This is a genomic window from Pseudomonas sp. P4_C8 (genome assembly GCF_056401975.1).
This window is the reverse complement of sequence record NZ_JBFUIH010000003.1, coordinates 15,768-37,124: the sequence shown is the minus strand read 5'-3', so window position 1 is coordinate 37,124 and position 21,357 is coordinate 15,768. Positions and strand designations below refer to the sequence as shown.

Below are 21,357 nucleotides of genomic sequence, written 5' to 3'. Positions count from 1 at the left end.
GCCTCAAGGCTTGAGCCAGTTGCCTTGGCTCTGTGTTTCGCAAAACGGCTTCAAATAGGCAGCATCGGTGGCCACGCCGTAATAGTGAATATCCTGCCGGTAAGGCATATTGGCAACTTGAGCGTTGCTGCACACCCCGAATGCGCCGGTTGGGCATTGGTCGACGTACTGCACGTCGACTGTTTGCCCGGCCAGATTGGGCTGGCAAAAGCCGTCGGTAAAGAGTTTTTCCGGGATGTTTCTGTTCTGCTGGCAGACTTTCACGTCCAATCGCGCGGATGTGGTATGTACCACACAAGCTTGGGCAAGTACCTCGCTGGAACACAGCGCCAGCAGTAACGACAATCCCATCAACCGCATCTTTTACCTCCTCAGAAAATGCCGACCATGTTGCAGAACATTCCCACTCACGTCATTGCGGGCCCTTTGGGCGCAGGCAAAACCAGCCTGATCAAGCACCTGTTGACGCAGCGGCCGGTCGGCGAGCGCTGGGCGGTGCTGATCAACGAATTCGGTCAGATTGGCCTCGACGCTGCGCTGCTGACCTCGGATACCGATGGTATCGCACTGGGCGAAGTGGCCGGCGGCTGTTTGTGTTGCGTCAATGGGACACCGTTTCAGATCGGGCTCGGGCGGTTACTGCGCAAGGCAAAGCCGGATCGGTTGTTCATAGAACCCTCTGGCCTTGGACATCCGGTCCGGTTGCTTGAACAGTTGAGGGAGGCTCCGTGGGTCGGTGTACTGTCGGTACAACCCTGCGTACTAGTGCTGGATGCCCAGGCGCTCGCTGCCGGCAAACCGCTGCCTGAGGCGCAACAGGAAGCGTTGAACAGCGGCGGCCTGTTGGTGTTGAACAAGGCGGAAGGCCTCGACTTCGATGATCGCCAGCGAATCGCCGCGCGGTTACCTCCTGGTCCTCTGTATTGGACGCAGCAAGCTCGGTTGCCGTTGAGCAACTTGCCCGGGCTTCATGCACGGGCTGTAGCGGGTGTGGATAACTTTGTCGCGCCCAAGGGGCTGGCGCAGATGCCCGCCATCTGGACCGATCCCGCGCTGCCGATTTGCTTGAGTCAGGAGCAGGAGGGGGGCTGGAGCATCGGCTGGCGTTGGCATCCGAGCCAGACGTTCGATGCGGCGCTCATTGGCCAATGGCTTGAAAGCCTTTCCTGGCGGCGGGCGAAGCTGGTTATCCACAGCGTCGACGGTTGGGTTTCGGCCAATGCGTTGGATAACTCGGAACTGGAATGGAAGCCCAGCGAATGGCGCCAGGATTCGCGGATAGAGCTGATTTTCAGTGAGCCGCAGGATGTTGAATCACTGCAAAGCGTTCTGGCCGACTGTCGGTCGGGTTAAGGGCGCCACTTGGTGTGTTCTTGCCGCCACTGGCTCAACTCGATCACCTCGGCGCGCGGCTTCGCTACATCGACTACGACAGGCGTGTCGTCAAACGGCATCGGGTAGGGCGCCAGTTCGATCTGCGCGCTGTGGGCGCCGAATTGCGTGATGGTGCCGTTGTGGCGGGTTTCACCGGTCACGGTGAATTCAAAGTTGTACACGCGGGCCAGGCGCCGCCGGCCGTTGGCGTCTTTGATGAACGCGATCTTTTTCAGGGCGACGTTGCCGTCCAGCAACTCGATGCCGAGCTTGGCACAATGCTGTTTGACCCGCTCCAGCGCGCGCTCGCGTAAGCCGTGGTTGTGCCACAGCCACGCGCCACCGGTGGCGAGCAGCATCAGCACGAAGATATTTCCGAGGGTCAGCATCAACAGATTGCTCCAACTAGATGGTGTCAGCTTAACTGCGTCGCCGGTCTGTCGTACAGGCTGCGTTTCGTCGCATACTGAGCGCCTTGAATTTCAATGGTTTTACGGAAAACTCACCGCATGAAACGCACGCCCCATCTGCTCGCCATTCAGTCCCACGTGGTGTTCGGCCACGCTGGCAACAGCGCCGCGGTTTTCCCGATGCAGCGGGTCGGGGTGAATGTCTGGCCGCTCAACACCGTGCAGTTCTCCAACCACACCCAGTACGGCCAGTGGACGGGTGAAGTGCTGGCACCCCACCAGATCCCTGAGTTGGTCGAAGGCATTGCCGCGATTGGCGAGCTGGGCAACTGCGATGCGGTGCTGTCCGGCTACCTCGGCAGTGCTGCTCAGGGCCGGGCGATCCTGACCGGCGTGGCGCGCATCAAGTCGATGAATCCCAAGGCACTGTATTTGTGCGACCCGGTGATGGGCCATCCGGAGAAAGGCTGTAGCGTACCGGCCGAAGTCAGCGACTTCCTGCTGGAAGAAGCGGCGTCGGTGGCTGACTTCATGTGCCCGAACCAGTTGGAACTGGACAGCTTCTCGGGACGCAAACCGCAGTCACTGTTCGATTGCCTGGCCATGGCGCGAGCGCTGTTGGCGCGTGGGCCGAAGGCGGTATTGGTCAAGCATTTGGACTATCCCGGTAAACCGGCGGATGGCTTCGAGATGTTGCTGGTGACTGCCGAGGGCAGCTGGCATCTGCGTCGCCCGCTGCTGGCGTTTCCGCGTCAGCCGGTGGGCGTGGGCGACCTGACGTCCGGGCTGTTCCTGGCGCGGGTGTTGTTGGGCGACAGTCTGGTCGCTGCGTTCGAGTTTACAGCGTCTGCGGTGCATGAAGTGCTGCTGGAGACTCAAGCTTGCGCCAGCTATGAGCTGGAACTGGTGCGGGCGCAGGATCGGATTGCTCATCCGCGGGTACGGTTTGAGGCGACGGCGATCAGTCTCTGATCCGTGTTGAACCCATTCGCGAGCAGGCTCGCTCCCACCCTTGAACTGTGTCGCTCACAAATTCACTGTGGGAGCGAGCCTGCTCGCGATGGCTATCTAAAACGGGTCACAGATCTCAGGCATCACCCTTGATTTCCTGATACCGCTTTTCCAGCTCCTGACGAATCTGCCGACGCTGCTGTGCCTGGATGAAGCGGCGTTTTTCTTCGCTGTTATGCGGTTGCAGCGGCGGGACGACAGCGGGTTTGCGGTTGTCATCCACCGCGACCATGGTGAAAAAGCAGCTATTGGTGTGGCGCACCGAGCGCTCGCGGATGTTCTCGGTCACGACCTTGATGCCCACCTCCATGGAGGTGTTGCCGGTGTAGTTGACCGAAGCCAGAAAGGTCACCAATTCGCCGACATGAATCGGCTCGCGGAAAATAACCTGGTCCACCGACAGAGTCACCACGTAGCGACCGGCATAACGGCTGGCGCATGCATACGCGACTTCGTCGAGGTATTTGAGCAAGGTGCCGCCGTGGACATTGCCAGAGAAGTTGGCCATGTCAGGGGTCATCAATACCGTCATCGACAGTTGTGCGTTTCCGGGTTCCATAGCGTTCTCACGGTTCAAGGCGCAATTTCAGGGGCGCACCTCTGCGGGTGCCTTGTCAGCTTTTTCAAACCAACAGTTATCGGGACGCCGGGCAGGTGGCTGCCGTCACGCCTGGGCCGATCTGTTTCCATATATTGCACCGCCTTTGCGACGGAAGTCGTGGTGTTAACCTCCAAAAGTCCCCTGAGGAGCTCCGCGCCATGCATGCCATCAGTTTCATTCAGGATTTGGCGGTGATCATGTTGATCGCGGGCATGGTGACTGTGTTGTTCCATCGCTTCAAACAGCCGGTGGTGCTGGGCTACATCGTCGCCGGTTTCATCATCGGTCCGCACACGCCGCCGTTCAGCCTGATTCACGATGAAGACACCATCAAGACCCTCGCGGAACTAGGGGTTATTTTCCTGATGTTCTGCCTCGGCCTGGAATTTAGTCTGCGCAAGCTGTTCAAGGTCGGCGCCACGGCGTTTATCGCGGCGTTCCTGGAAATCGTGCTGATGATCTGGATCGGTTTCGAGATCGGTCGCTGGTTCGGCTGGAACACCATGGACTCGCTGTTCCTCGGCGCGATCCTGGCGATTTCCTCGACCACCATCATCGTCAAGGCACTCAACGACCTGAAGATGAAGAACGAGCGCTTCGCGCAATTGATCTTCGGTGTGCTGATCGTCGAGGACATCCTCGGTATCGGCATCATCGCGTTGCTGTCGAGCATTGCGGTCAGCGGCACGGTCAGCTCCGGCGAAGTGTTTTCCACGGTCGGCAAGCTCTCGCTTTTCATGATTGTCGCGCTGGTCATCGGGATTTTGCTGGTGCCACGGCTGCTGGCGTACGTGGCCAAATTCGAAAGCAACGAGATGCTGCTGATCACCGTGCTCGGCCTGTGTTTCGGTTTCTGTCTGCTGGTGGTGAAGCTGGAGTACAGCATGGTGCTCGGCGCGTTCTTGATTGGCGCGATCATGGCTGAATCGCGACAGCTGTTGAAAATAGAGCGTTTGATTGAACCGGTTCGTGACTTGTTCAGTGCAATCTTCTTCGTCGCCATCGGCCTGATGCTGGATCCGATGATCCTGCTGCAATATGCCTGGCCGATTGCGGTCATTACCGTGGCTGTGGTGCTTGGGAAGATGTTGTCCTGCGGTCTTGGCGCCTTTATCGCCGGGAATGATGGGCGCACCTCACTGCGTGTGGGGATGGGGCTTTCACAGATTGGCGAGTTTTCTTTCATCATCGCCGCACTGGGCATGACGCTGCAGGTCACCAGCAACTTCCTCTATCCGGTCGCCGTGGCTGTTTCGGTGATTACCACGCTGCTGACACCGTACCTGATCCGCGCGGCCGATCCGCTATCGATCAAGCTTGCTGGCGTGATGCCGCAACGGCTGGGCAGGGTTTTGGGGATGTATGGCGAGTGGCTGCGCAGCATTCAGCCGCAAGGCGAGAGCGCGCTGCTGGCGTCGATGATTCGGCGGATTTTGTTGCAGGTGGGGGTCAATCTGGCGTTGGTGATTGCGATTTTTTTCTCGGGCGCGTATTTCGCCGAGCGCATGTCTGCCTGGCTGGAAGATTGGATCAGCGACCCGAGTTGGCAGAAAGCTTTGATTTGGGGTGGGGCACTGCTGTTGTCGCTACCGTTCCTGATCGCCGCCTATCGCAAGCTCAAGGCGCTGTCGCTGCTGTTGGCAGAGATGGGGGTGAAGCCGGAGATGGCAGGCCGTCACACGCAGCGAGTGCGTCGGGTGATCGCCGAAGTGATTCCGATCCTCTCGCTGCTGGTGATTTTCCTGCTACTGGCAGCCCTGTCGGCCAGTATTCTGCCGACTAACAAGTTGCTGGTATTGATCATCGTGGTCGCTGCCGCCGTCGCGGCATTGCTCTGGCGCTGGTTCATCCGCGTACATACGCGGATGCAGGTGGCCTTGCTCGAAACCCTGGAAAACCACAAGCAATCGTCCGGGCATTGACCACGCGGAGCAGCAGGCGTTTCAGCTTTCCAGCCAGACATCCCGCGCCCAGTGCCACACGGATTCCCAGGTTTCTTCGGCGAGCAGTTCTTCCTCGGCCAACCACAACACCACGGTGCCGTCTTCTTCGACCAGGTAGTAGTTGTCACCGTCCTGGCAGATCGGGATCATGCTGCGATCGACGCCAGCGTCCCAGGCGTTGGCGGCAACGTCCGGCAGGTAGGTGTGGGATTGCGGGTCGGTGACGGTCACCGGCTCCAGGCTGCCGTAGACCACGTCGCTGACGGTCAGCAAAAATTCTCTGAAGACGAACGGGATGTCGATGAACAGTTGTTCTTCGATTTCCACGATCTGATCTTCGTCAGGCAGTTCCAAGGGGACCGGTACCGGTTCGTTGGCTTCACGCAGTTGTTCAATGATTTCTTCCACGTCCGGGATCCTCTTGCTTGATGGCGCGGTTTAGTTGGGGCGGTTTATACAGTAGCTCGCTATAGATGCAACCGCGAAATAGAAAACCCCAGCCGAGGCTGGGGTTTTTTTTACTACAGCATACTTAACGCAAGGGGGATCAGCCGTTCTGGCGGATACCGGCCACCAGCCACGGCTGGTTTTCGCCCTGTGGACGTTCCATGTTCCAGCTTTCGCTGAACACTTCGCCCTGGTCGAAGCGCGAGGTCTTCGACACACCGCTGAAGGTCAGGGTGGCGATGGTCTTGTCGGCACGGTCATCCACGCCGTCCAGTTGAACATTGAGGTTATCAATGTAGGTCGACTGGAAACCTTCGCCCAGGTCAGCGCGTTCGCGTTTGAGGAACTCGAGTAGCTGCGGGGTCACGAACTCGGCGATCTTGTCCATTTCGTTAGCGTCCCAGTGTTGCTGCAGGGACTGGAAGTGGTTGCGGGCCGCTTCAATGAAGTTCTTTTCATTGAACCAGGCCGGAGCATTGATTACCGGACGAGCGGCAACCGGTGCAGCCGAATCGCCGAAGATCGAACCGCCAGCAGGCTTGTTCTCGAACACTTCACGCTGCATCGGCGCGTGGCCAGCCGGAGCCATGTGCTCCTGCTGCTTGCGACGACGAGCGGCGATGAAGCGGAAGACCAGGAAGGCAATGACCGCCATGATCAGGATGTCGAAGATCTGCATGCCCTCGAAGCCGCCGCCCATGAACATGGAAGCCAGCAGGCCACCGGCAGCGATGCCGGCCAGAGGGCCGAGCCAGCGCGAAGCACCGCCAGCCTTGGCGGCAGCGCCTGCGGCACCGGCAGCACCAGCAGTCGCCGCAGCGCCGCCCATGCCTGGAGAAGAAGGTGCCATTTGGCTGGTCTGGTGAGTCGGCGCAGCGCCGGAGCTCTTGCCGCCACCAAAGCGCTTGGCGTTGGCGTCGAGGCTCATCGTCAGGCCGATGCACAACGCCATGGCGATGCTAAGAAAACGTTTCATAAAGGGTAATCCCATTTGTGGATGGCACGCGCGCCATGTTGCACAGCTGAAGTGTTACTGGCTAGCGGCAGAGTGTTTCGGGCTTTTGCCTGACAGGTTGCGTTCAGCTTCAGTCAGCGCAATAAGGCCTTTTACTTTGGTCCGTAGGACGAATGGATAGTTCTGTAGGAAAGATGCCTAGCGTCGCAGCGCGAGCAAGACCACACCGGCCGTGATCAGTCCGATTCCGCCCCATTGGCGCAGGTCGAGTTTTTCGCCCAGCAGGACCACGCCGAGCACCGCCACCAGCACCACGCTGAGTTTGTCCACCGGAGCGACCAACGAAGCCGGCCCCAGTTTCAGCGCGCGGAAGTAGCAGATCCACGAGGCACCGGTGGCCAGTCCCGACAGCAACAGAAACAGGTAGCTCTTGGCGGAGATCGATCCTAATGACTGATATTGGCCCGTGGCGTACAAAATCAAGGCCAGGCTGACCAATACCACCACAGTGCGTAGCAGGGTGGCGAAGTCGGAATTGACGTTTTCGATGCCGATTTTGGCGAAAATCGCGGTCATGGCGGCAAACGCCGCCGACATCAGGGCCCAGAATGTCCAGGAAGAAAAGAAGCCTGAGCCCATTATTTCGCGCCTTGTAAGATCAGCCTGCTGAAGTATGGATCAACACAAAACCCTGTGGGAGCGAGCCTGCTCGCGATAGCCACACCGCGATTTAACAGATACACCGCAGCGATCCCAATCGCGAGCAGGCTCGCTCCCACAGAAAAGCTGATCAGATAGCCCTTAAATAGCTTCCAGCTTGGCGTAACCGAGCATCAGCCATTTGCTGCCTTCGCTGAAATTCACTTGCACCCGTGCCTGAGCGCCGGCGCCTTCGAAATTCAGGATCACGCCATCGCCGAACACCGAGTGCCGCACAGTCTGGCCGAGACTGAAACCGGTGTCCGGGATCTCGCTGCCGCCAAACAGGCTGCTGGAACTCTGCTGCTGACCGCCGCCGAATGGACGGCTGACGCTGTTGGACAGCCGCACTTCCTGAATCAGGCCTTTGGGCACTTCTCGTACGAAACGCGACACCTTGTTGTAGGTTTCGCTGCCGTACAGGCGTCGGGTCTCAGCATAGGTCATCACCAGATTATTCATGGCACGGGTGATGCCGACGTAGGCCAGACGGCGTTCTTCCTCAAGACGGCCGGGCTCTTCCAGGCTCATCTTGTGCGGGAACAGACCTTCTTCCATGCCCACCAGGAACACGTAAGGGAATTCCAGGCCCTTGGCGCTGTGCAAGGTCATCAGCTGAATGCTGTCTTCGTGCTCCTCGGCCTGAGTATCGCCGGCTTCCAGCGATGCATGGCCAAGGAACGCCGCCAGCGGCGTCAGGTCTTCGTCTTCTTCCGCGTTTTCGAAGTTGCGCGCCGCGCTGACCAGTTCCTCAAGGTTTTCTACCCGAGCCTGGCCTTTCTCGCCTTTTTCCGCCTGGTGATAGGCAATCAGCCCTGATTGCTCGATGACCGTCTGGGTCATCAGGTGCAGGGGCATTTCCATGCACTTGGCGGCGAGATTCTCGATCAGCTCGATAAAGGCGCCGAGCGCGCCAGCAGCGCGACCGGTCAGGCCTTTATTAGCCACCAGCAAGCGCATGGCTTCCCACATCGATACATCGCTGTGACGGGCGTGGTCGCGAATCGCTTCGACGGTTTTCTCGCCGATGCCACGGGCCGGGACGTTGATCACCCGCTCCAGCGCAGCATCATTGCCACGGCCTTCCAGCAAGCGCAGGTAAGCCATGGCGTTCTTGATCTCTGCCCGCTCGAAGAAGCGCTGACCGCCATAGATGCGGTACGGAATGCGCTCGCGCAGTAGGGCTTCTTCCAAAACGCGCGATTGGGCGTTGGAGCGGTACAAAATCGCGATATCGCTACGGGCCAAGCCGGTTTTCAGCGCGCTTTCAATGGTTTCCACTACATAGCGTGCTTCGTCGTGTTCGTTGAACGCGGCGTACAGGTTGATCGCTTCGCCTTCGCCGCCATCGGTCCACAGCTCCTTGCCCATGCGCCCGGTGTTATTGGCAATCAGGGCGTTGGCCGCTTTGAGGATCCCGGCCGTGGAGCGGTAGTTTTGCTCCAGACGAATGGTCTCGGCATCCGGGAAGTCGTCGGAGTACTGATAGATGTTCTCGATTTTCGCGCCACGCCAGCCGTAAATCGACTGATCGTCGTCGCCCACCACCATCAGGCTGTCGCCGCCCTTGGCCAGCAAACGCAACCAGGCGTACTGCACGGCGTTGGTGTCCTGAAACTCGTCCACCAGAATGTGCCGGAAGCGCTTCTGGTAATGGGCCAGCAAGCCCGGGTGATCGCGCCACAAGTCGAGGGCACGCAGCAGCAATTCGGAGAAGTCGATAACGCCAGCGCGTAGGCAAGCAGCCTCGTAAGCCTCATAAATGCTGCGCATGGTTGCCAGGAACAGGTCGCCGCTGGCTTGAATATGTTGTGGGCGCAGACCTTCGTCTTTTTGCCCGTTGATGAACCACTGGGCCTGCCGGGCCGGCCAGCGTTGTTCGTCCAGGCCCAGCTCGCGGATCACCCGCTTGACCAGCCGTTGCTGGTCATCGCTGTCGAGGATCTGGAAGGTCTGGCTCAGGCCGGCTTCCTGCCAGTGCGCACGCAGCAAGCGGTGCGCCAGGCCGTGGAAGGTGCCAACCCACATGCCGGCCGGGTTGAGCCCCATCAGCTGCTCGATGCGCTGACGCATCTCGGCCGCGGCCTTGTTGGTGAAGGTCACCGACAGGATCGAGTGGGGCGAGGCGTTTTCGACCTGGATCAACCAGGCGATACGGTGCACCAGCACTCGGGTTTTACCGGAACCAGCACCGGCCAGGACCAACTGACGACCCACGCGGGCAGCTACGGCCTGGCGTTGGGCATCGTTGAGTGAGTTCAGCAGAAGGGAGAGATCATCGCGCATCGGGGCATTCTAGGGTGCGCTAACACACCGGGCAAACCGAGCTTTGCATTAGCCGATGAAAGATCCACAAAGGACGACCGGTCAGTCACTCGCCGCAGGCGTTGGCGGGCCGCGCTCCAAGGGTTTTGGAGGGGCGGCGGGTGGCTGAAATATTGTCGAATTTGTGATCCGGGGCAGTTTGGTAAGGGCATTGGCTTGTGTATGCTCCGACGACGTTTCGGGCTCATGCTCATCATTATAAGAACAAGAACATTGCCTATGACCCTCAGCATCGACCTGTCGGGCCCCACCGTGGAACCTCGGGTTATCCGCAAACAGTACGCCATGGAAATGGCGGTCGAACGCACGCGCCTGCTTTATCAGGGCTCGCTGCTGCCCACGTTATTTATGTTGATCAATGGTCTGGTCTGCGCCCGGTTGCTCTGGAATCCGCAGCGCCATTTCCTGGTCAGCGTCTGGCTGGTGTGGCTTTTGTCGCTGGTGGCGTTACGGGTGATTCAGGTCGCGGCCTTCGATTCGGCGATTCCTGACCGGCAGGTGCATCCGATCTGGCGTCGTATGTTTTGGCTCGGCTCAGGCTTCACCGGCCTGACGCTGGCCGGCGCCGGTATTGCGTTGGTGCCCGCCGACAATTTCATGCAGCAAGCGTGGGTGTTCGGCCTGATCGGCGCCGCCGCCCTTTCTGCCAGCGTTGCGTACGCGGTCAGCCTGCCGGCGTTTCTGTCTTTTACCTTGCCCTGCCTGTTGCCGGCCATCATCTATTTATTCTGGGGTGGCGACGCACAGAGTCAAGGCTGGGGTTGGTTCGGGTTGATTTTGTTGGGGGCGCTGAGTGTGATCGCCTGGCAGATCAACCGCTTGATCGACCGCGGATTGCTGCGGCGCTTCCAGAATCAGGCATTGATCGAGCACTTGCAGCAAGCGCAAAGCCGTAGCGATCAACTCAATCACCAACTGGCCAAGGAAATCGACCAGCGCCGCTGCGCCGAAGACCAACTACGTGAAGCCCAGGTCGAACTGGAAAACCGTGTTGCCCAGCGCAGCCTGGAGCTGGACGCCGCGAACCAGGCCCTGAGCAAGAGTGAAGCGCGGCTGGCGTTGGCGTTGAATGCCAGCGAGCTCGGGCTGTGGGACTGGAACCTGCAAACCGATGAAGTCCATCACACGCAGATCCAGGAATTGTTCGGCCTGGCACCGGAGTACGTGACGGCCATGCTTCGTCACCTCAAACCTCGTCTACACCCGGAAGACGTGCCGGTGCTGAAGCGAACGTTGGTCGAGCATTTGAAAGGCCGCAGCGAGGACTACCAGATCGAATACCGCGTGCGGCATGGCGATGGCCACTGGGTCTGGATTGAGGATCGCGGCAGGGCCGTTGAGCGCAGCGAAAATGGTCGGGTGATTCGCATGGTCGGCACCCGTCGTGACATCAGCGCAACCAAGAGTCAGGAAGACCAACGCCAACTGGCGGCGACGGTGTTTGAAGCCGCCAGCGAAGGCATCGTGATTTTCGACCCCGATTATGCGTTGATCGCGGTCAATCAGGCCTTCAGCCGAGTTACCGGCTATGACATCGACGACATGCTGGGCCGTAACGTCGTCGAGTTACCGTGCAGTCGCGATGCGCGTCGACACTATGGTGCAATTCATCACGCGTTGGAGCAGCACGGGACTTGGCAAGGCGAGTTGGTGGAGACCCGTAAAAATGGCGAGCTCTATCCGCAATGGCTGCAACTGAACGTGGTGCGCGATACAAGGGGAAACGTCAGTCATATTGTCGGCTTCTTCGCCGATCTGTCGGCCCGTCGCGAATCCGAAGAGCGCATGCGTTATCTGACCCACTACGACGAGCTGACGGGCCTGGCGAACCGTTCGTTGTTCCGGGAACGGCTGCGCGAGGCCCACCAGCGCGTGCGTCAGGGCGGGCGTAGCCTGGCATTGCTGCACATCAATCTGGACCGCTTCAAATTACTCAATGACAGCCTGGGTCATGACGTCGCCGACCAACTGCTGCAGAAAATGTCCCGACGCCTGGTCAACGCACTGCCAGAGGCCGACACGATCGCAAGGCTTTCCGGGGATGAGTTTGCGGTGCTGTTCGATGCCTACGCAAACCTGTCGAGCCTGGCGCGAGTGGCGAAACGTTTGTCGAGCAAGCTACGTTTGCCGGTCACCGTTGATGGTCATGAACTGGTGATCAGTGCGTCCATGGGCATCAGCATGTTGCCGGACAACGCGCGGGAAATCACTGCGTTGGTCAGTCAGTCGAACATAGCCATGCAACACGCCAAACACTTGGGTGGCGATAACTTCCAGTTTTATACCGAAAGCCTGCAAGCCAGCACCCTTGAGCGATTGCAGCTGGAAAACCAGCTGCGCAAAGCCATTGAAGAACAGCAGCTGAAAGTTTTTTACCAACCGAAACTCTGCCTCGCCACGGGCCGACTGAACGCCGCCGAAGCGTTGGTGCGCTGGGATCATCCGACCATGGGTCGGGTGCCGCCGGGAGATTTTATCGGTCTGGCCGAGGAAATCGGCCTGATCGGCCCGATCGGCGAATTCGTATTGCGTCAGGCCTGCTGGCAAGCCTGCGAGTGGCAGCAGCAGGGGCTTGAACCGATCCGGGTGTCGGTCAACCTGTCGGTGCATCAATTGCGTCAGGGCAAGCTGGTCAGTCTGGTGCGCCAGGTGCTGGAAGAAACCGGCCTGGCGCCGCACTACCTGGAGCTGGAACTCACCGAAAGCCAGTTGCTGGACAGCGTCGAGCACATCCTCGCGACCTTCCAGCAGCTGCGAGATCTGGGGGTGAAGCTGGCGATTGACGATTTCGGCACGGGGTATTCGTCCCTGAGCTACCTCAAACGCATCCCGGTGGACTACGTGAAGATCGATCAGGCGTTTATCCGTGGTCTGGGGGAGGGGACCGAGGATGCGGCAATTACCCGGGCGATTATTGCGATGGCCCATGGTTTGTCGCTGAAAGTGGTGGCTGAAGGTGTGGAACGGCAGGAGCAGCTGGAGTTTTTGAAAGTCGAGCGTTGTGATGAAGTGCAGGGCTATTTGATCAGTCGTCCGGTCGAAGCCGAAGAACTGGCCAAGCTGTTACGTAAGGACGCTAACCCCTTGTAGGTGCTACATGGAGCGCACGTCGCCTGAAATGGGGACATCGAGTTACGCATTGAGCAGGCAAAAAGCCAATTCTTGTAGTATAACTACAAGCTTGCTACATCCCCGGCAACTGCCAATAACAAAGAGTCCAGCCCTTTGAATCTGCTGCAACACATCGCCCAGTCACGCCACCTCTTACGCAAGTCGGAGCTCAAGGTCGCCGACCACGTGCTGCTTGATCCTGCGGCGGTGATGCACAGCTCCATGGCCGACCTGGCCCACAGCGTCGGCATCAGCGAGCCGACCATCGTGCGCTTTTGCCGCGCCATTGGTTGCTCCGGTTTTCAGGATTTGAAACTGAAGCTGGCGCAGAGCCTGGCGGCCGGCGCGAGCTTCGGCCAGTTTGCGATCCATGAAGACGATTCCGTTGCCGACTACAGCCTGAAAATCTTCGACACCACCCTGCATACCTTGATGGAGGTTCGCGAGAAGCTCGATCCGGTGGAGTTGCAGCGGGCGGTCACGCTCATGTCCCAGGCTCAGCGCGTCGAGTTCTATGGCTTTGGCGCATCCGGCGCCGTGGCGGCCGATGCCCAGCACAAATTCTTCCGTTTGCTGCTGACCGCAGCGGCGTATTCCGACCCGCACATGCAAGCGATGTCGGCAGTGACGTTGAAGCCGTCTGACGTAGCGATCTGTATTTCGCAGTCCGGGCGTTCCAAGGATCTGCTGATCACGGCCAACCTGGTGCGTGAAAGTGGTGCCTCGCTGATCACCTTGTGTCCGAGCCAGACGCCGCTGGCTGAGCTGTCGACCGTCAACCTGGCGATCGATGTGCATGAAGACACCGAAATCTACACCCCGTTGACCTCGCGTATTGCTCACCTGGTGGTGATCGACGTGTTGGCGATGGGCGTGGCCATGGCGCGCGGCCCGAGCCTGGTCAACCACCTCAAGAGCGTCAAACGCAGCCTTCGCAGCTTGCGGCTGTCGCCCAAGTCGGTGAAAGCGCTGGACGACTGACGTCGTCGTAAGGTCGTTCCGACCTTAATCGTCGGAACGCCGCCCGGACCAGGCTCGCTCCCACATTTGATCGCGTTCTCCTGTGGGAGCGAGCCTGCTCGCGAAGGCGCCCTCAAACATGACAACTTTCATCTGCCTGTAACCCGTCCGCCGCCAAACCGTCATCCCCCGCGCCTATCTTGAAACTCCCGTAATCGCCTTGGGAGACTCGAAATGGCCCAGCCCTACGAAGAACGCAACAGCGCCGCCAAAACCCGTCGTCAGCAAGAAGATCAGCGCCGCATGGAGTTTCGCCGCGCCATCGAAGATCGTTGCGAACGCCGCCAACTGCTGGCCGAGATCGGTGATTTCCCTGATCTGGAGCTCAATTACTGGCACGCAGCGCCGGTAACTTCGCGTCGAAACGCTCAACCAGCGCACTGATCTGCACCCGCTCGCTGCGGATAAACGCAAGGAATGCGTGGGCCACCGGTGAGAGTCGCTTGGCTTTGGCCTGCACCAGGCACCAACTGCGGTACAGCGGCAGCTCTTCGACCGGCAACTCTATCAATCCGCCGGTCGCCAACTCGAGGTTCAGGGCGTGGCGCGTCAACAGCGCTACGCCCAGACCTGCCAGCACACATTCACGTTGAGCTTCGGCTGACGAGACCTCCTGGGTCTGGTTGAAGTGCACGCGCTTTTCCTTGAAGTACTCTTCGCAAGCCATTCGCGTCCCGGAACCGGGTTCGCGCAGCAGGAGGGTGTAGGGCTCAAGGTCCTGCAAGCGCAGAGGCCCCATGTGGCACAACGGATGATCCGGTGGCGCCACCGCGACAATCGGGTTGTTGAGGAAGGGCAGGAACTCCAGCCCCATGTCCTGCGGCACCATCGACATGATCACCAGGTCATCACGGTTGTCTGACAGGCGTCGAATCACTTGCCCCCGATTGACGACCGTCAGTTGCAGGTTTACTTCCGGATGCTGACGTTTGAACGCGGCAAACAAGTGCGGGACGAAATACTTGGCGCTGGATTCCACCGCCAGTTTCAGCTGGCCTTGCAGCGATCCTTGCATGTCCGAAAGCTGCATATCGAGGTTTTCCAGACGCCCGAAAATATCCCGGCTGGCGCGTTGGAGTGCTTCTGCGGCCTCGGTCATGTAGAGTTTTTTGCCGACGTAGTCGAACAAGGGCTGACCAATCAGCTCCTCAAGTTGACGGATCTGTAGGCTGACGGCGGGTTGTGTGAGCGACATTTCGTCGGCTGCCCGGCTGTAGGATCGTAAATCACAAACTTCATTGAAAATCTGCAATTGACGTAATGTCATACGCATCAATGACTTACGCATATTGTGTCGCTCCCGCCGCAGGCTGATGCATCAACTATAAGTCTTTACTTATGCCTGACCCAATTATTATTCATTTTTGTTAATCCCTTGTGGGGGCTAGTGTGGGCCTGCGACTGAATCGAAACATTTGGTCACGCGTCGACCTGGTCTAGCAGGTCGTGGGTACCACCGGCTCAAGGGAACCTCCAAAAGTGATAAAAAAGATCCTGATCGCCAACCGTGGTGAGATTGCCGTACGAATCGTACGTGCCTGCGCCGAGATGGGCATTCGCTCGGTCGCGATCTATTCCGACGCTGACCGTCATGCCTTGCATGTGAAGCGCGCGGACGAGGCCCACAGCATCGGTGCCGAGCCACTGGCCGGTTACCTGAATGCGCGAAAATTGGTGAACCTGGCCGTGGAAACCGGTTGTGATGCATTGCATCCCGGCTACGGATTCCTCTCGGAAAACGCTGAACTGGCCGATATCTGCGCAGAGCGCGGCATCAAGTTCATTGGTCCATCGGCTGAAGTCATACGCCGCATGGGCGACAAGACTGAAGCCCGCCGCAGCATGATCAAGGCCGGCGTGCCGGTCACACCGGGCACCGAAGGCAACGTCGCGGACATCGCCGAAGCTTTGGTCGAAGGCGACCGTATTGGTTACCCGGTGATGCTCAAGGCAACCTCCGGTGGTGGTGGTCGTGGTATCCGTCGCTGCGACAGCCGCGAAGAACTCGAACAAGCGTTCCCTCGTGTGATCTCGGAAGCCACCAAGGCGTTCGGTTCGGCAGAGGTGTTCCTGGAAAAATGCATCGTCAATCCAAAGCACATCGAAGCGCAGATTCTCGGCGACAGCTTTGGCAACGTGGTGCACCTGTTCGAGCGTGATTGCTCGATCCAGCGTCGCAACCAGAAACTGATCGAGATCGCCCCGAGCCCGCAACTGACCCCGGAACAGCGTGCCTACATCGGCGACCTGTCGGTGCGTGCAGCCAAGGCCGTCGGTTACGAGAACGCCGGTACCGTGGAGTTCCTGCTCGCCGAGGGCGAGGTGTACTTCATGGAGATGAATACCCGGGTGCAGGTGGAACACACCATCACCGAAGAAATCACTGGCATCGACATTGTGCGTGAGCAGATCCGCATTGCGTCGGGCCTGCCGCTTTCGGTGAAACAGGAAGACATCCAGCACCGCGGTTTCGCGCTGCAGTTCCGGATCAACGCCGAAGACCCGAAAAACAACTTCCTGCCGAGTTTCGGCAAGATCACCCGTTACTACGCACCCGGCGGTCCCGGCGTGCGGACCGACACGGCGATCTACACCGGTTACACCATCCCACCGTTCTACGACTCCATGTGCCTGAAACTGGTGGTGTGGGCGCTGACCTGGGAAGAAGCGATGGACCGTGGCTTGCGTGCCCTCGACGACATGCGTCTGCAAGGGGTCAAGACCACCGCCGCGTACTACCAGGAAATCCTGCGTAACCCGGAATTCCGTAGCGGCCAGTTCAACACCAGCTTCGTTGAAAGCCACCCTGAACTGACCAACTACTCGATCAAGCGCAAACCCGAAGAGCTGGCCCTGGCCATCGCCGCCGCCATCGCCGCCCACGCAGGCCTGTGAGGAATATAACAATGAGCAAACAAATCCACGTTACCGACACAATCCTGCGCGACGCCCACCAATCGCTGCTCGCCACCCGCATGCGCACTGAAGACATGCTGCCGATCTGCGACAAGCTCGACAAAGTCGGCTACTGGTCGCTGGAATGCTGGGGCGGCGCGACCTTCGATGCCTGCGTACGCTTCCTGAAAGAAGACCCGTGGGAGCGTCTGCGCCAACTGCGCGCTGCGCTGCCTAACACACGTCTGCAAATGCTCCTGCGTGGCCAGAACCTGCTGGGCTACCGCCATTACAGCGATGACGTGGTCAAAGCCTTCGTCGCCAAGGCAGCGGTCAACGGCATTGACGTGTTCCGCATCTTCGACGCCATGAACGACGTGCGTAACCTGCGCGTTGCCATCGAAGCCGTAAAAGCGGCCGGCAAACATGCCCAGGGCACCATCGCGTACACCACCAGCCCGGTGCACACCATCGATGCCTTCGTGGCACAAGCCAAGCAAATGGAAGCCATGGGTTGCGACTCGGTGGCGATCAAGGACATGGCCGGCCTGCTGACGCCATACGCCACCGGCGAACTGGTCAAAGCGTTGAAATCCGAGCAATCGCTGCCGGTCTTCATCCACTCGCACGACACCGCTGGCCTGGCCGCGATGTGCCAAATGAAGGCCATCGAAAACGGTGCCGACCACATTGACACCGCGATCTCCAGCTTCGCCTGGGGTACCAGCCACCCGGGCACCGAGTCGATGGTTGCCGCCCTCAAAGGCAGCGAGTTCGACACCGGCCTGAACCTGGAACTGCTGCAAGAGATCGGCCTGTACTTCTACGCCGTACGCAAGAAGTACCACCAGTTTGAAAGCGAATTCACCGCAGTCGATACCCGTGTTCAAGTAAACCAGGTACCGGGCGGGATGATTTCCAACCTGGCCAACCAGTTGAAAGAGCAGGGCGCACTGAACCGCATGAGCGAAGTGCTGGCCGAAATCCCGCGCGTTCGCGAAGACCTTGGCTTCCCGCCGCTGGTAACGCCGACCTCGCAAATCGTCGGCACCCAAGCGTTCTTCAACGTGTTGGCTGGCGAGCGTTACAAGACCATCACTAACGAAGTGAAGCTCTACCTGCAAGGCGGCTACGGCAAGGCGCCGGGCACCGTGAACGAGCAACTGCGTCGCCAGGCAATCGGCAGCGAAGAAGTGATCGACGTGCGTCCAGCCGATCTGCTCAAGCCGGAAATGACCAAATTGCGTGCTGAAATTGGCGCCGTGGCCAAGTCCGAAGAAGACGTGCTGACCTATGCGATGTTCCCGGACATCGGTCGCAAGTTCCTCGAAGAACGTGCTGCCGGCACCCTGACACCTGAAGTGCTGCTGCCGATTCCTGAAGCCGGTCGCGTGGCCTCGGCCGGTGGCGAAGGCGTGCCGACCGAGTTCGTCATCGACGTCCACGGTGAAACCTACCGCGTCGACATCACCGGTGTCGGCGTCAAGGCTGAAGGCAAGCGTCACTTCTACCTGTCCATCGACGGCATGCCGGAAGAAGTGGTGTTCGAACCGCTCAACGAATTCGTCAGCGGCGGCACCAGCAAGCGCAAGCAAGCCTCCGCGCCGGGCCACGTCAGCACCACCATGCCGGGCAACATCGTCGATGTGTTGGTCAAGGAAGGCGACACAGTGAAAGCAGGGCAAGCCGTGCTGATCACCGAAGCGATGAAGATGGAAACCGAAGTCCAATCGGCCATCGCCGGCAAAGTCACCGCCATCCACGTGGCCAAGGGCGACCGGGTGAATCCGGGCGAAATTCTGATCGAGATCGAAGGCTGATTTAACAGCCTCGATACAACGCTTAAACCTCGGGGGGGCATGTGCTCCCCTTTTTTTTCGCCCGATTTTCCACTCGCTCAATGTGGGTGCAAGCCTGCTCGCGAATACGATGTGACATTCTGCGGCATCATTGTCTGATACTCCGCTATCGCGAGCAGGCTCACTCCCACAGTGTCTGCGGTCTGTCAGTCGTTGATCAGAAGGTCATCCGCCACTGACCCGTAACGCCATGGTTTCGGCTGTCGGTGCCGAATTCACTGTTAAGGCTGACGCCCAACGTGTGTTTGGCTGACACACCGAGATCCAGACCTGCATCGACCAGCAAGCTGTCGCGATCCAGCGGCGCACCGGAAACAGTGAAGTCTTTCCCGCCTGTTACCAGTCGTTGGCGGGTATCGCTGTCGACATCGCCAAACGTGTGTTTCCAGCCGGCTGTGAATCTCGGTGTGAGTTGCATGCCGTTATCCAGCGTGTTGAGCTTCGCCAGTCGCAGGCCGATGGTGCTGTTGAAGTTGTTCTGGGATTGGCTGTGGACTTTCAGCGCAGCGGCACCGCCTTTCTCCGTATAACCGTCTCGCTGATAGCGTTGATAGCCAAGACCGGCGAACGGTTCAATGCTGACATTGGCGCGCCCCAGGTTGTAACCGGCCTCCGCGAAGGCCTGTTGAGTGTTGGCGTCGTAGCGGCCTTCGGGGCGATCACTGAAACCTTTGAAGGCAACCCGGCGTTTCGTGTGTCCGTCGTGATTGCTGTAAGTCGCACCGAGGCGCAGCGACACAGGACCGTCCTGGCGCAGGGCATAGGCGCCCACGTGCCAGCTGTCGAGATCGCCGTCGAGGCCGCGGCTGTCCAGTCGCGTTTCGGATTTGCCACCCAACACACCCATACGCCATTGCTCATCGATGCCCCAGTCCGCGCCCAGAACCAGACCTTGTGTTGAGAATTTAAGGGCGTCGTTATCGCTATCCAGTGTTCCGCCGAGACCTAGCGCCTGGAGCCAGACCCTGCCGTTGTTTTCACCGCCAGCGGCTACATGCGGTGCATTTCTCTGATTACCAAATACGGCTGCGCTGTCGAGCTGGCGCATGGCCGAGAGCATGGTTGCGCTGATGGGGCTGTCGCTGTTTAGCGTCGCCTTCGCGAGATTGGCGTTGTTGCCTGCGGCCAGCTGTTCAATGGCATGAGACGCGGTGGTTTTGTCGCTACCGAGCAGGGCAGCGACAGCGGCGTTTGTAGGGCTGGATGGTTTTGGGGCGGGAGTGACGGGGCTGGTAGCGGCTGTTGGAGTTGTCGCCGCGACGGGATTGTCGGTGGTGAGTGGGGTTACGGCTGTCGATGGTATTTCAGCGGTATTCATCGGCGCAGTGGCGGGGAGGGAAGTATCGGTGCTTGCCGGTGTATTCAGTGCATCTGAAACGGCTAATGCATTGTCAGATGGCGCCGGTGCTTGCGGTATTTCCATCGGCTCTACGATGTTCTGAACGGGATGGGTAGCCGCCGGCGGAGTTTGCGCCGTAACGGGCTGGACGGTGGTCAGTGGGGGGATGGCTGACGCTGGAAGCTCAGCAGTATTTTTCGGCGCAGAGACGAAGAGGGAAGTATCGGCGATTAAAGGTGTATTCAGTGCTTGCGAGACGGTTAACGCATTGTCAGAAGGCGTCAGCGCTAGCGGTATTTCCATCGGCTCCAAGAGGCTCCGTGCGACTTCTCGTCCGTTATCGGTGTCTGCGACGCTCTCGATCGGCACATCGTTTCGAGCGTAGGTCAGGCCGACGGTCTTTGCTTTGTAATGGGGAGTAGCGGTCATGAATGCCAGTTCGTTGACGATTTTCCCGAACTCGCCTTTTACCTTTTTTGCTTCGATGATTGTGTACTGACTGCTTTGCGGATGATCACCCGGTACCGCAACAATTTTCAGTGTTGCATCGCCGAGGCTGGCAGTGCCGTCGACTTTGATCGTCTCTCCATGGCCATCGGGGGAAACCTCGTAGGCCAGCACACCAGTGCTGGAAAGGTTCAAGTTGCCTTTGACCCTTGGGGCGCCTTGCAATCTATCAATGTTGAGCTGCCCCAAAACCTCCAGACCGCCGACAGTGCCTTTGCCTGCAAACTGGCCGCCATTCTCAACCGTCACGACTCCCTTTATCTCGTCATTGTTGAAAAGCTGCCCGGCCACACTGGCCTTGCCTTTGATTTTTCCGTTATTGATCAGAATGCCGTCGTTGAACACCGCAACTTCGTCTTTGAAATCTCCTGTACTGGTTGCCGTCCAGGATCCTTGCGAAACGTACAGGCTGTTGACGTTACGGGTGTTCCCCAACTGACCGCCATCGGTACCGATGAGGTGGATAACGTTGGTTCCTTTACCGCCGTCGACGCGACCTTCGAAGCTCCCACCGTTTTTGACGATGATGAGGTCATCCCGGTCTTGCGGCTTCACGGACACACCCCGAAGTGCGGGTTGAGGCGAATCAATCTCAGACGTGAATGTGCTGCTCGCGCCGGTAAAGGCTTGAAGCCGGGCAAGCGGGTCCGCCGGCGTAGCCTCTGGAAGCTGGGTTACTTCAATGAAGCTCGTCGGCTCTGCTTGTTCTGGCAGTTGTTGAGCGCTTGTAAACTCAGTACAACCCAACGCAAGCGCAATGGCCAATGCCAGGTTTTGTGGGCGAAATGTGTGCTGAATGGACATCGGGTTCGACCTCTTTTCAATGGAGGTCAAACTCTAAATATCGGCCTTGGATACCGA

Annotated in this window: 17 protein-coding genes; 8 read left to right on the top strand and 9 right to left on the bottom strand. The window is 59.0% G+C overall.

The window, feature by feature from the left end:
* Nucleotides 1–3: 3 nt before the first annotated feature.
* Entirely contained in the window at nucleotides 4–360 is a 357-nt protein-coding gene (locus AC1DWM_RS02360; RefSeq protein ID WP_223521303.1) for an NADH:ubiquinone oxidoreductase, read from the bottom strand.
* Nucleotides 361–387: 27 nt separating this feature from the next.
* Here AC1DWM_RS02360 and AC1DWM_RS02355 point away from each other — a divergent pair, with 27 nt between their 5' ends.
* Nucleotides 388–1,353, top strand: a complete 966-nt coding sequence (locus AC1DWM_RS02355) for a CobW family GTP-binding protein (RefSeq protein WP_477794551.1) — start codon at nucleotides 388–390, stop codon at nucleotides 1,351–1,353.
* Here the strand turns inward: AC1DWM_RS02355 and AC1DWM_RS02350 are convergent.
* Nucleotides 1,350–1,763, bottom strand: coding sequence for a DUF3301 domain-containing protein (locus tag AC1DWM_RS02350; RefSeq protein WP_046030812.1), 414 nt, complete (start codon nucleotides 1,761–1,763; stop codon nucleotides 1,350–1,352). The two genes, AC1DWM_RS02355 and AC1DWM_RS02350, sit on opposite strands and share 4 nt — an antisense overlap.
* Nucleotides 1,764–1,883: 120 nt before the next feature.
* On the opposite strand from AC1DWM_RS02350, the gene pdxY reads away from it, so the two are divergent.
* Nucleotides 1,884–2,756 (top strand): pyridoxal kinase PdxY, encoded by an 873-nt coding sequence (gene pdxY, locus AC1DWM_RS02345; RefSeq protein WP_223521299.1) that lies wholly within the window; start codon nucleotides 1,884–1,886, stop codon nucleotides 2,754–2,756.
* A 115-nt stretch (nucleotides 2,757–2,871) separates the two neighbouring features.
* On the opposite strand, the gene AC1DWM_RS02340 is transcribed toward pdxY, so the two are convergent.
* On the bottom strand, nucleotides 2,872–3,354 hold the full coding sequence (locus AC1DWM_RS02340; RefSeq protein ID WP_027926265.1) for an acyl-CoA thioesterase: 483 nt from the start codon (nucleotides 3,352–3,354) through the stop codon (nucleotides 2,872–2,874).
* A 200-nt stretch (nucleotides 3,355–3,554) separates the two neighbouring features.
* Between AC1DWM_RS02340 and AC1DWM_RS02335 the strand changes: the two genes are divergently transcribed.
* Nucleotides 3,555–5,318, top strand: a complete 1,764-nt coding sequence (locus AC1DWM_RS02335; RefSeq protein WP_477794550.1) for a cation:proton antiporter — start codon at nucleotides 3,555–3,557, stop codon at nucleotides 5,316–5,318.
* Nucleotides 5,319–5,339: 21 nt separating this feature from the next.
* Here the strand turns inward: AC1DWM_RS02335 and AC1DWM_RS02330 are convergent, their stop codons facing one another.
* The 4 genes from AC1DWM_RS02330 to uvrD all read right to left on the bottom strand — a co-directional run bounded on the left by AC1DWM_RS02330 (nucleotide 5,340) and on the right by uvrD (nucleotide 9,726).
* Nucleotides 5,340–5,747 carry an SMI1/KNR4 family protein gene (locus AC1DWM_RS02330; protein ID WP_008073570.1) on the bottom strand — a complete coding sequence of 136 codons (408 nt, stop codon included), beginning with the start codon at nucleotides 5,745–5,747 and terminating at the stop codon, nucleotides 5,340–5,342.
* A gap of 139 nt (nucleotides 5,748–5,886) precedes the next feature.
* A complete protein-coding gene (locus tag AC1DWM_RS02325; RefSeq protein WP_477794549.1) occupies nucleotides 5,887–6,762 on the bottom strand; it encodes a Tim44 domain-containing protein in 876 nt (291 codons plus the stop codon).
* A 177-nt stretch (nucleotides 6,763–6,939) separates the two neighbouring features.
* Entirely contained in the window at nucleotides 6,940–7,380 is a 441-nt protein-coding gene (locus AC1DWM_RS02320) for an EamA family transporter (protein ID WP_223521293.1), read from the bottom strand.
* Between the two features lie 162 nt (nucleotides 7,381–7,542).
* Nucleotides 7,543–9,726, bottom strand: a complete 2,184-nt coding sequence (uvrD, locus tag AC1DWM_RS02315) for a DNA helicase II (RefSeq protein ID WP_223521291.1) — start codon at nucleotides 9,724–9,726, stop codon at nucleotides 7,543–7,545.
* A 258-nt stretch (nucleotides 9,727–9,984) separates the two neighbouring features.
* Between uvrD and AC1DWM_RS02310 the strand changes: the two genes are divergently transcribed.
* From AC1DWM_RS02310 to AC1DWM_RS02300, 3 genes are all read left to right on the top strand, one after another.
* Nucleotides 9,985–12,855 (top strand): putative bifunctional diguanylate cyclase/phosphodiesterase, encoded by a 2,871-nt coding sequence (locus tag AC1DWM_RS02310; RefSeq protein WP_477794548.1) that lies wholly within the window; start codon nucleotides 9,985–9,987, stop codon nucleotides 12,853–12,855.
* Nucleotides 12,856–12,990: 135 nt separating this feature from the next.
* Nucleotides 12,991–13,857: a transcriptional regulator HexR gene (gene hexR, locus AC1DWM_RS02305; RefSeq protein ID WP_025131545.1), complete on the top strand. Its 867-nt coding sequence runs from the start codon at nucleotides 12,991–12,993 to the stop codon at nucleotides 13,855–13,857.
* Nucleotides 13,858–14,070: 213 nt separating this feature from the next.
* Complete coding sequence (locus AC1DWM_RS02300; RefSeq protein WP_223521288.1) at nucleotides 14,071–14,280, top strand: PA3496 family putative envelope integrity protein; 210 nt, start codon at nucleotides 14,071–14,073, stop codon at nucleotides 14,278–14,280.
* Here the strand turns inward: AC1DWM_RS02300 and AC1DWM_RS02295 are convergent.
* A complete protein-coding gene (locus AC1DWM_RS02295) occupies nucleotides 14,222–15,184 on the bottom strand; it encodes a LysR family transcriptional regulator (RefSeq protein WP_452628726.1) in 963 nt (320 codons plus the stop codon). The genes AC1DWM_RS02300 and AC1DWM_RS02295 overlap by 59 nt on opposite strands.
* A gap of 191 nt (nucleotides 15,185–15,375) precedes the next feature.
* Here AC1DWM_RS02295 and AC1DWM_RS02290 point away from each other — a divergent pair, with 191 nt between their 5' ends.
* Together AC1DWM_RS02290 and oadA are read left to right on the top strand one after the other, a co-directional pair.
* Nucleotides 15,376–16,791 (top strand): acetyl-CoA carboxylase biotin carboxylase subunit, encoded by a 1,416-nt coding sequence (locus AC1DWM_RS02290; protein WP_046030798.1) that lies wholly within the window; start codon nucleotides 15,376–15,378, stop codon nucleotides 16,789–16,791.
* 11 nt (nucleotides 16,792–16,802) lie between these two features.
* Nucleotides 16,803–18,611, top strand: a complete 1,809-nt coding sequence (gene oadA, locus AC1DWM_RS02285) for a sodium-extruding oxaloacetate decarboxylase subunit alpha (protein ID WP_223521284.1) — start codon at nucleotides 16,803–16,805, stop codon at nucleotides 18,609–18,611.
* Between the two features lie 196 nt (nucleotides 18,612–18,807).
* Here the strand turns inward: oadA and AC1DWM_RS02280 are convergent, their stop codons facing one another.
* Entirely contained in the window at nucleotides 18,808–21,300 is a 2,493-nt protein-coding gene (locus AC1DWM_RS02280; RefSeq protein WP_477794547.1) for an autotransporter outer membrane beta-barrel domain-containing protein, read from the bottom strand.
* Nucleotides 21,301–21,357 lie beyond the last annotated feature (57 nt).

What these genes read in the sequence shown, in the direction of transcription:
- AC1DWM_RS02360 (WP_223521303.1), bottom strand. Translation starts at nt 360, where the DNA reads ATGCGGTTGATGGGATTGTCGTTACTGCTGGCGCTGTGTTCCAGCGAG.
- AC1DWM_RS02355 (WP_477794551.1), top strand. Translation starts at nt 388, where the DNA reads ATGTTGCAGAACATTCCCACTCACGTCATTGCGGGCCCTTTGGGCGCA.
- AC1DWM_RS02350 (WP_046030812.1), bottom strand. Translation starts at nt 1,763, where the DNA reads ATGCTGACCCTCGGAAATATCTTCGTGCTGATGCTGCTCGCCACCGGT.
- pdxY (WP_223521299.1), top strand. Translation starts at nt 1,884, where the DNA reads ATGAAACGCACGCCCCATCTGCTCGCCATTCAGTCCCACGTGGTGTTC.
- AC1DWM_RS02340 (WP_027926265.1), bottom strand. Translation starts at nt 3,354, where the DNA reads ATGGAACCCGGAAACGCACAACTGTCGATGACGGTATTGATGACCCCT.
- AC1DWM_RS02335 (WP_477794550.1), top strand. Translation starts at nt 3,555, where the DNA reads ATGCATGCCATCAGTTTCATTCAGGATTTGGCGGTGATCATGTTGATC.
- AC1DWM_RS02325 (WP_477794549.1), bottom strand. Translation starts at nt 6,762, where the DNA reads ATGAAACGTTTTCTTAGCATCGCCATGGCGTTGTGCATCGGCCTGACG.
- AC1DWM_RS02320 (WP_223521293.1), bottom strand. Translation starts at nt 7,380, where the DNA reads ATGGGCTCAGGCTTCTTTTCTTCCTGGACATTCTGGGCCCTGATGTCG.
- uvrD (WP_223521291.1), bottom strand. Translation starts at nt 9,726, where the DNA reads ATGCGCGATGATCTCTCCCTTCTGCTGAACTCACTCAACGATGCCCAA.
- AC1DWM_RS02310 (WP_477794548.1), top strand. Translation starts at nt 9,985, where the DNA reads ATGACCCTCAGCATCGACCTGTCGGGCCCCACCGTGGAACCTCGGGTT.
- AC1DWM_RS02300 (WP_223521288.1), top strand. Translation starts at nt 14,071, where the DNA reads ATGGCCCAGCCCTACGAAGAACGCAACAGCGCCGCCAAAACCCGTCGT.
- AC1DWM_RS02295 (WP_452628726.1), bottom strand. Translation starts at nt 15,184, where the DNA reads ATGCGTAAGTCATTGATGCGTATGACATTACGTCAATTGCAGATTTTC.
- oadA (WP_223521284.1), top strand. Translation starts at nt 16,803, where the DNA reads ATGAGCAAACAAATCCACGTTACCGACACAATCCTGCGCGACGCCCAC.
- AC1DWM_RS02280 (WP_477794547.1), bottom strand. Translation starts at nt 21,300, where the DNA reads ATGTCCATTCAGCACACATTTCGCCCACAAAACCTGGCATTGGCCATT.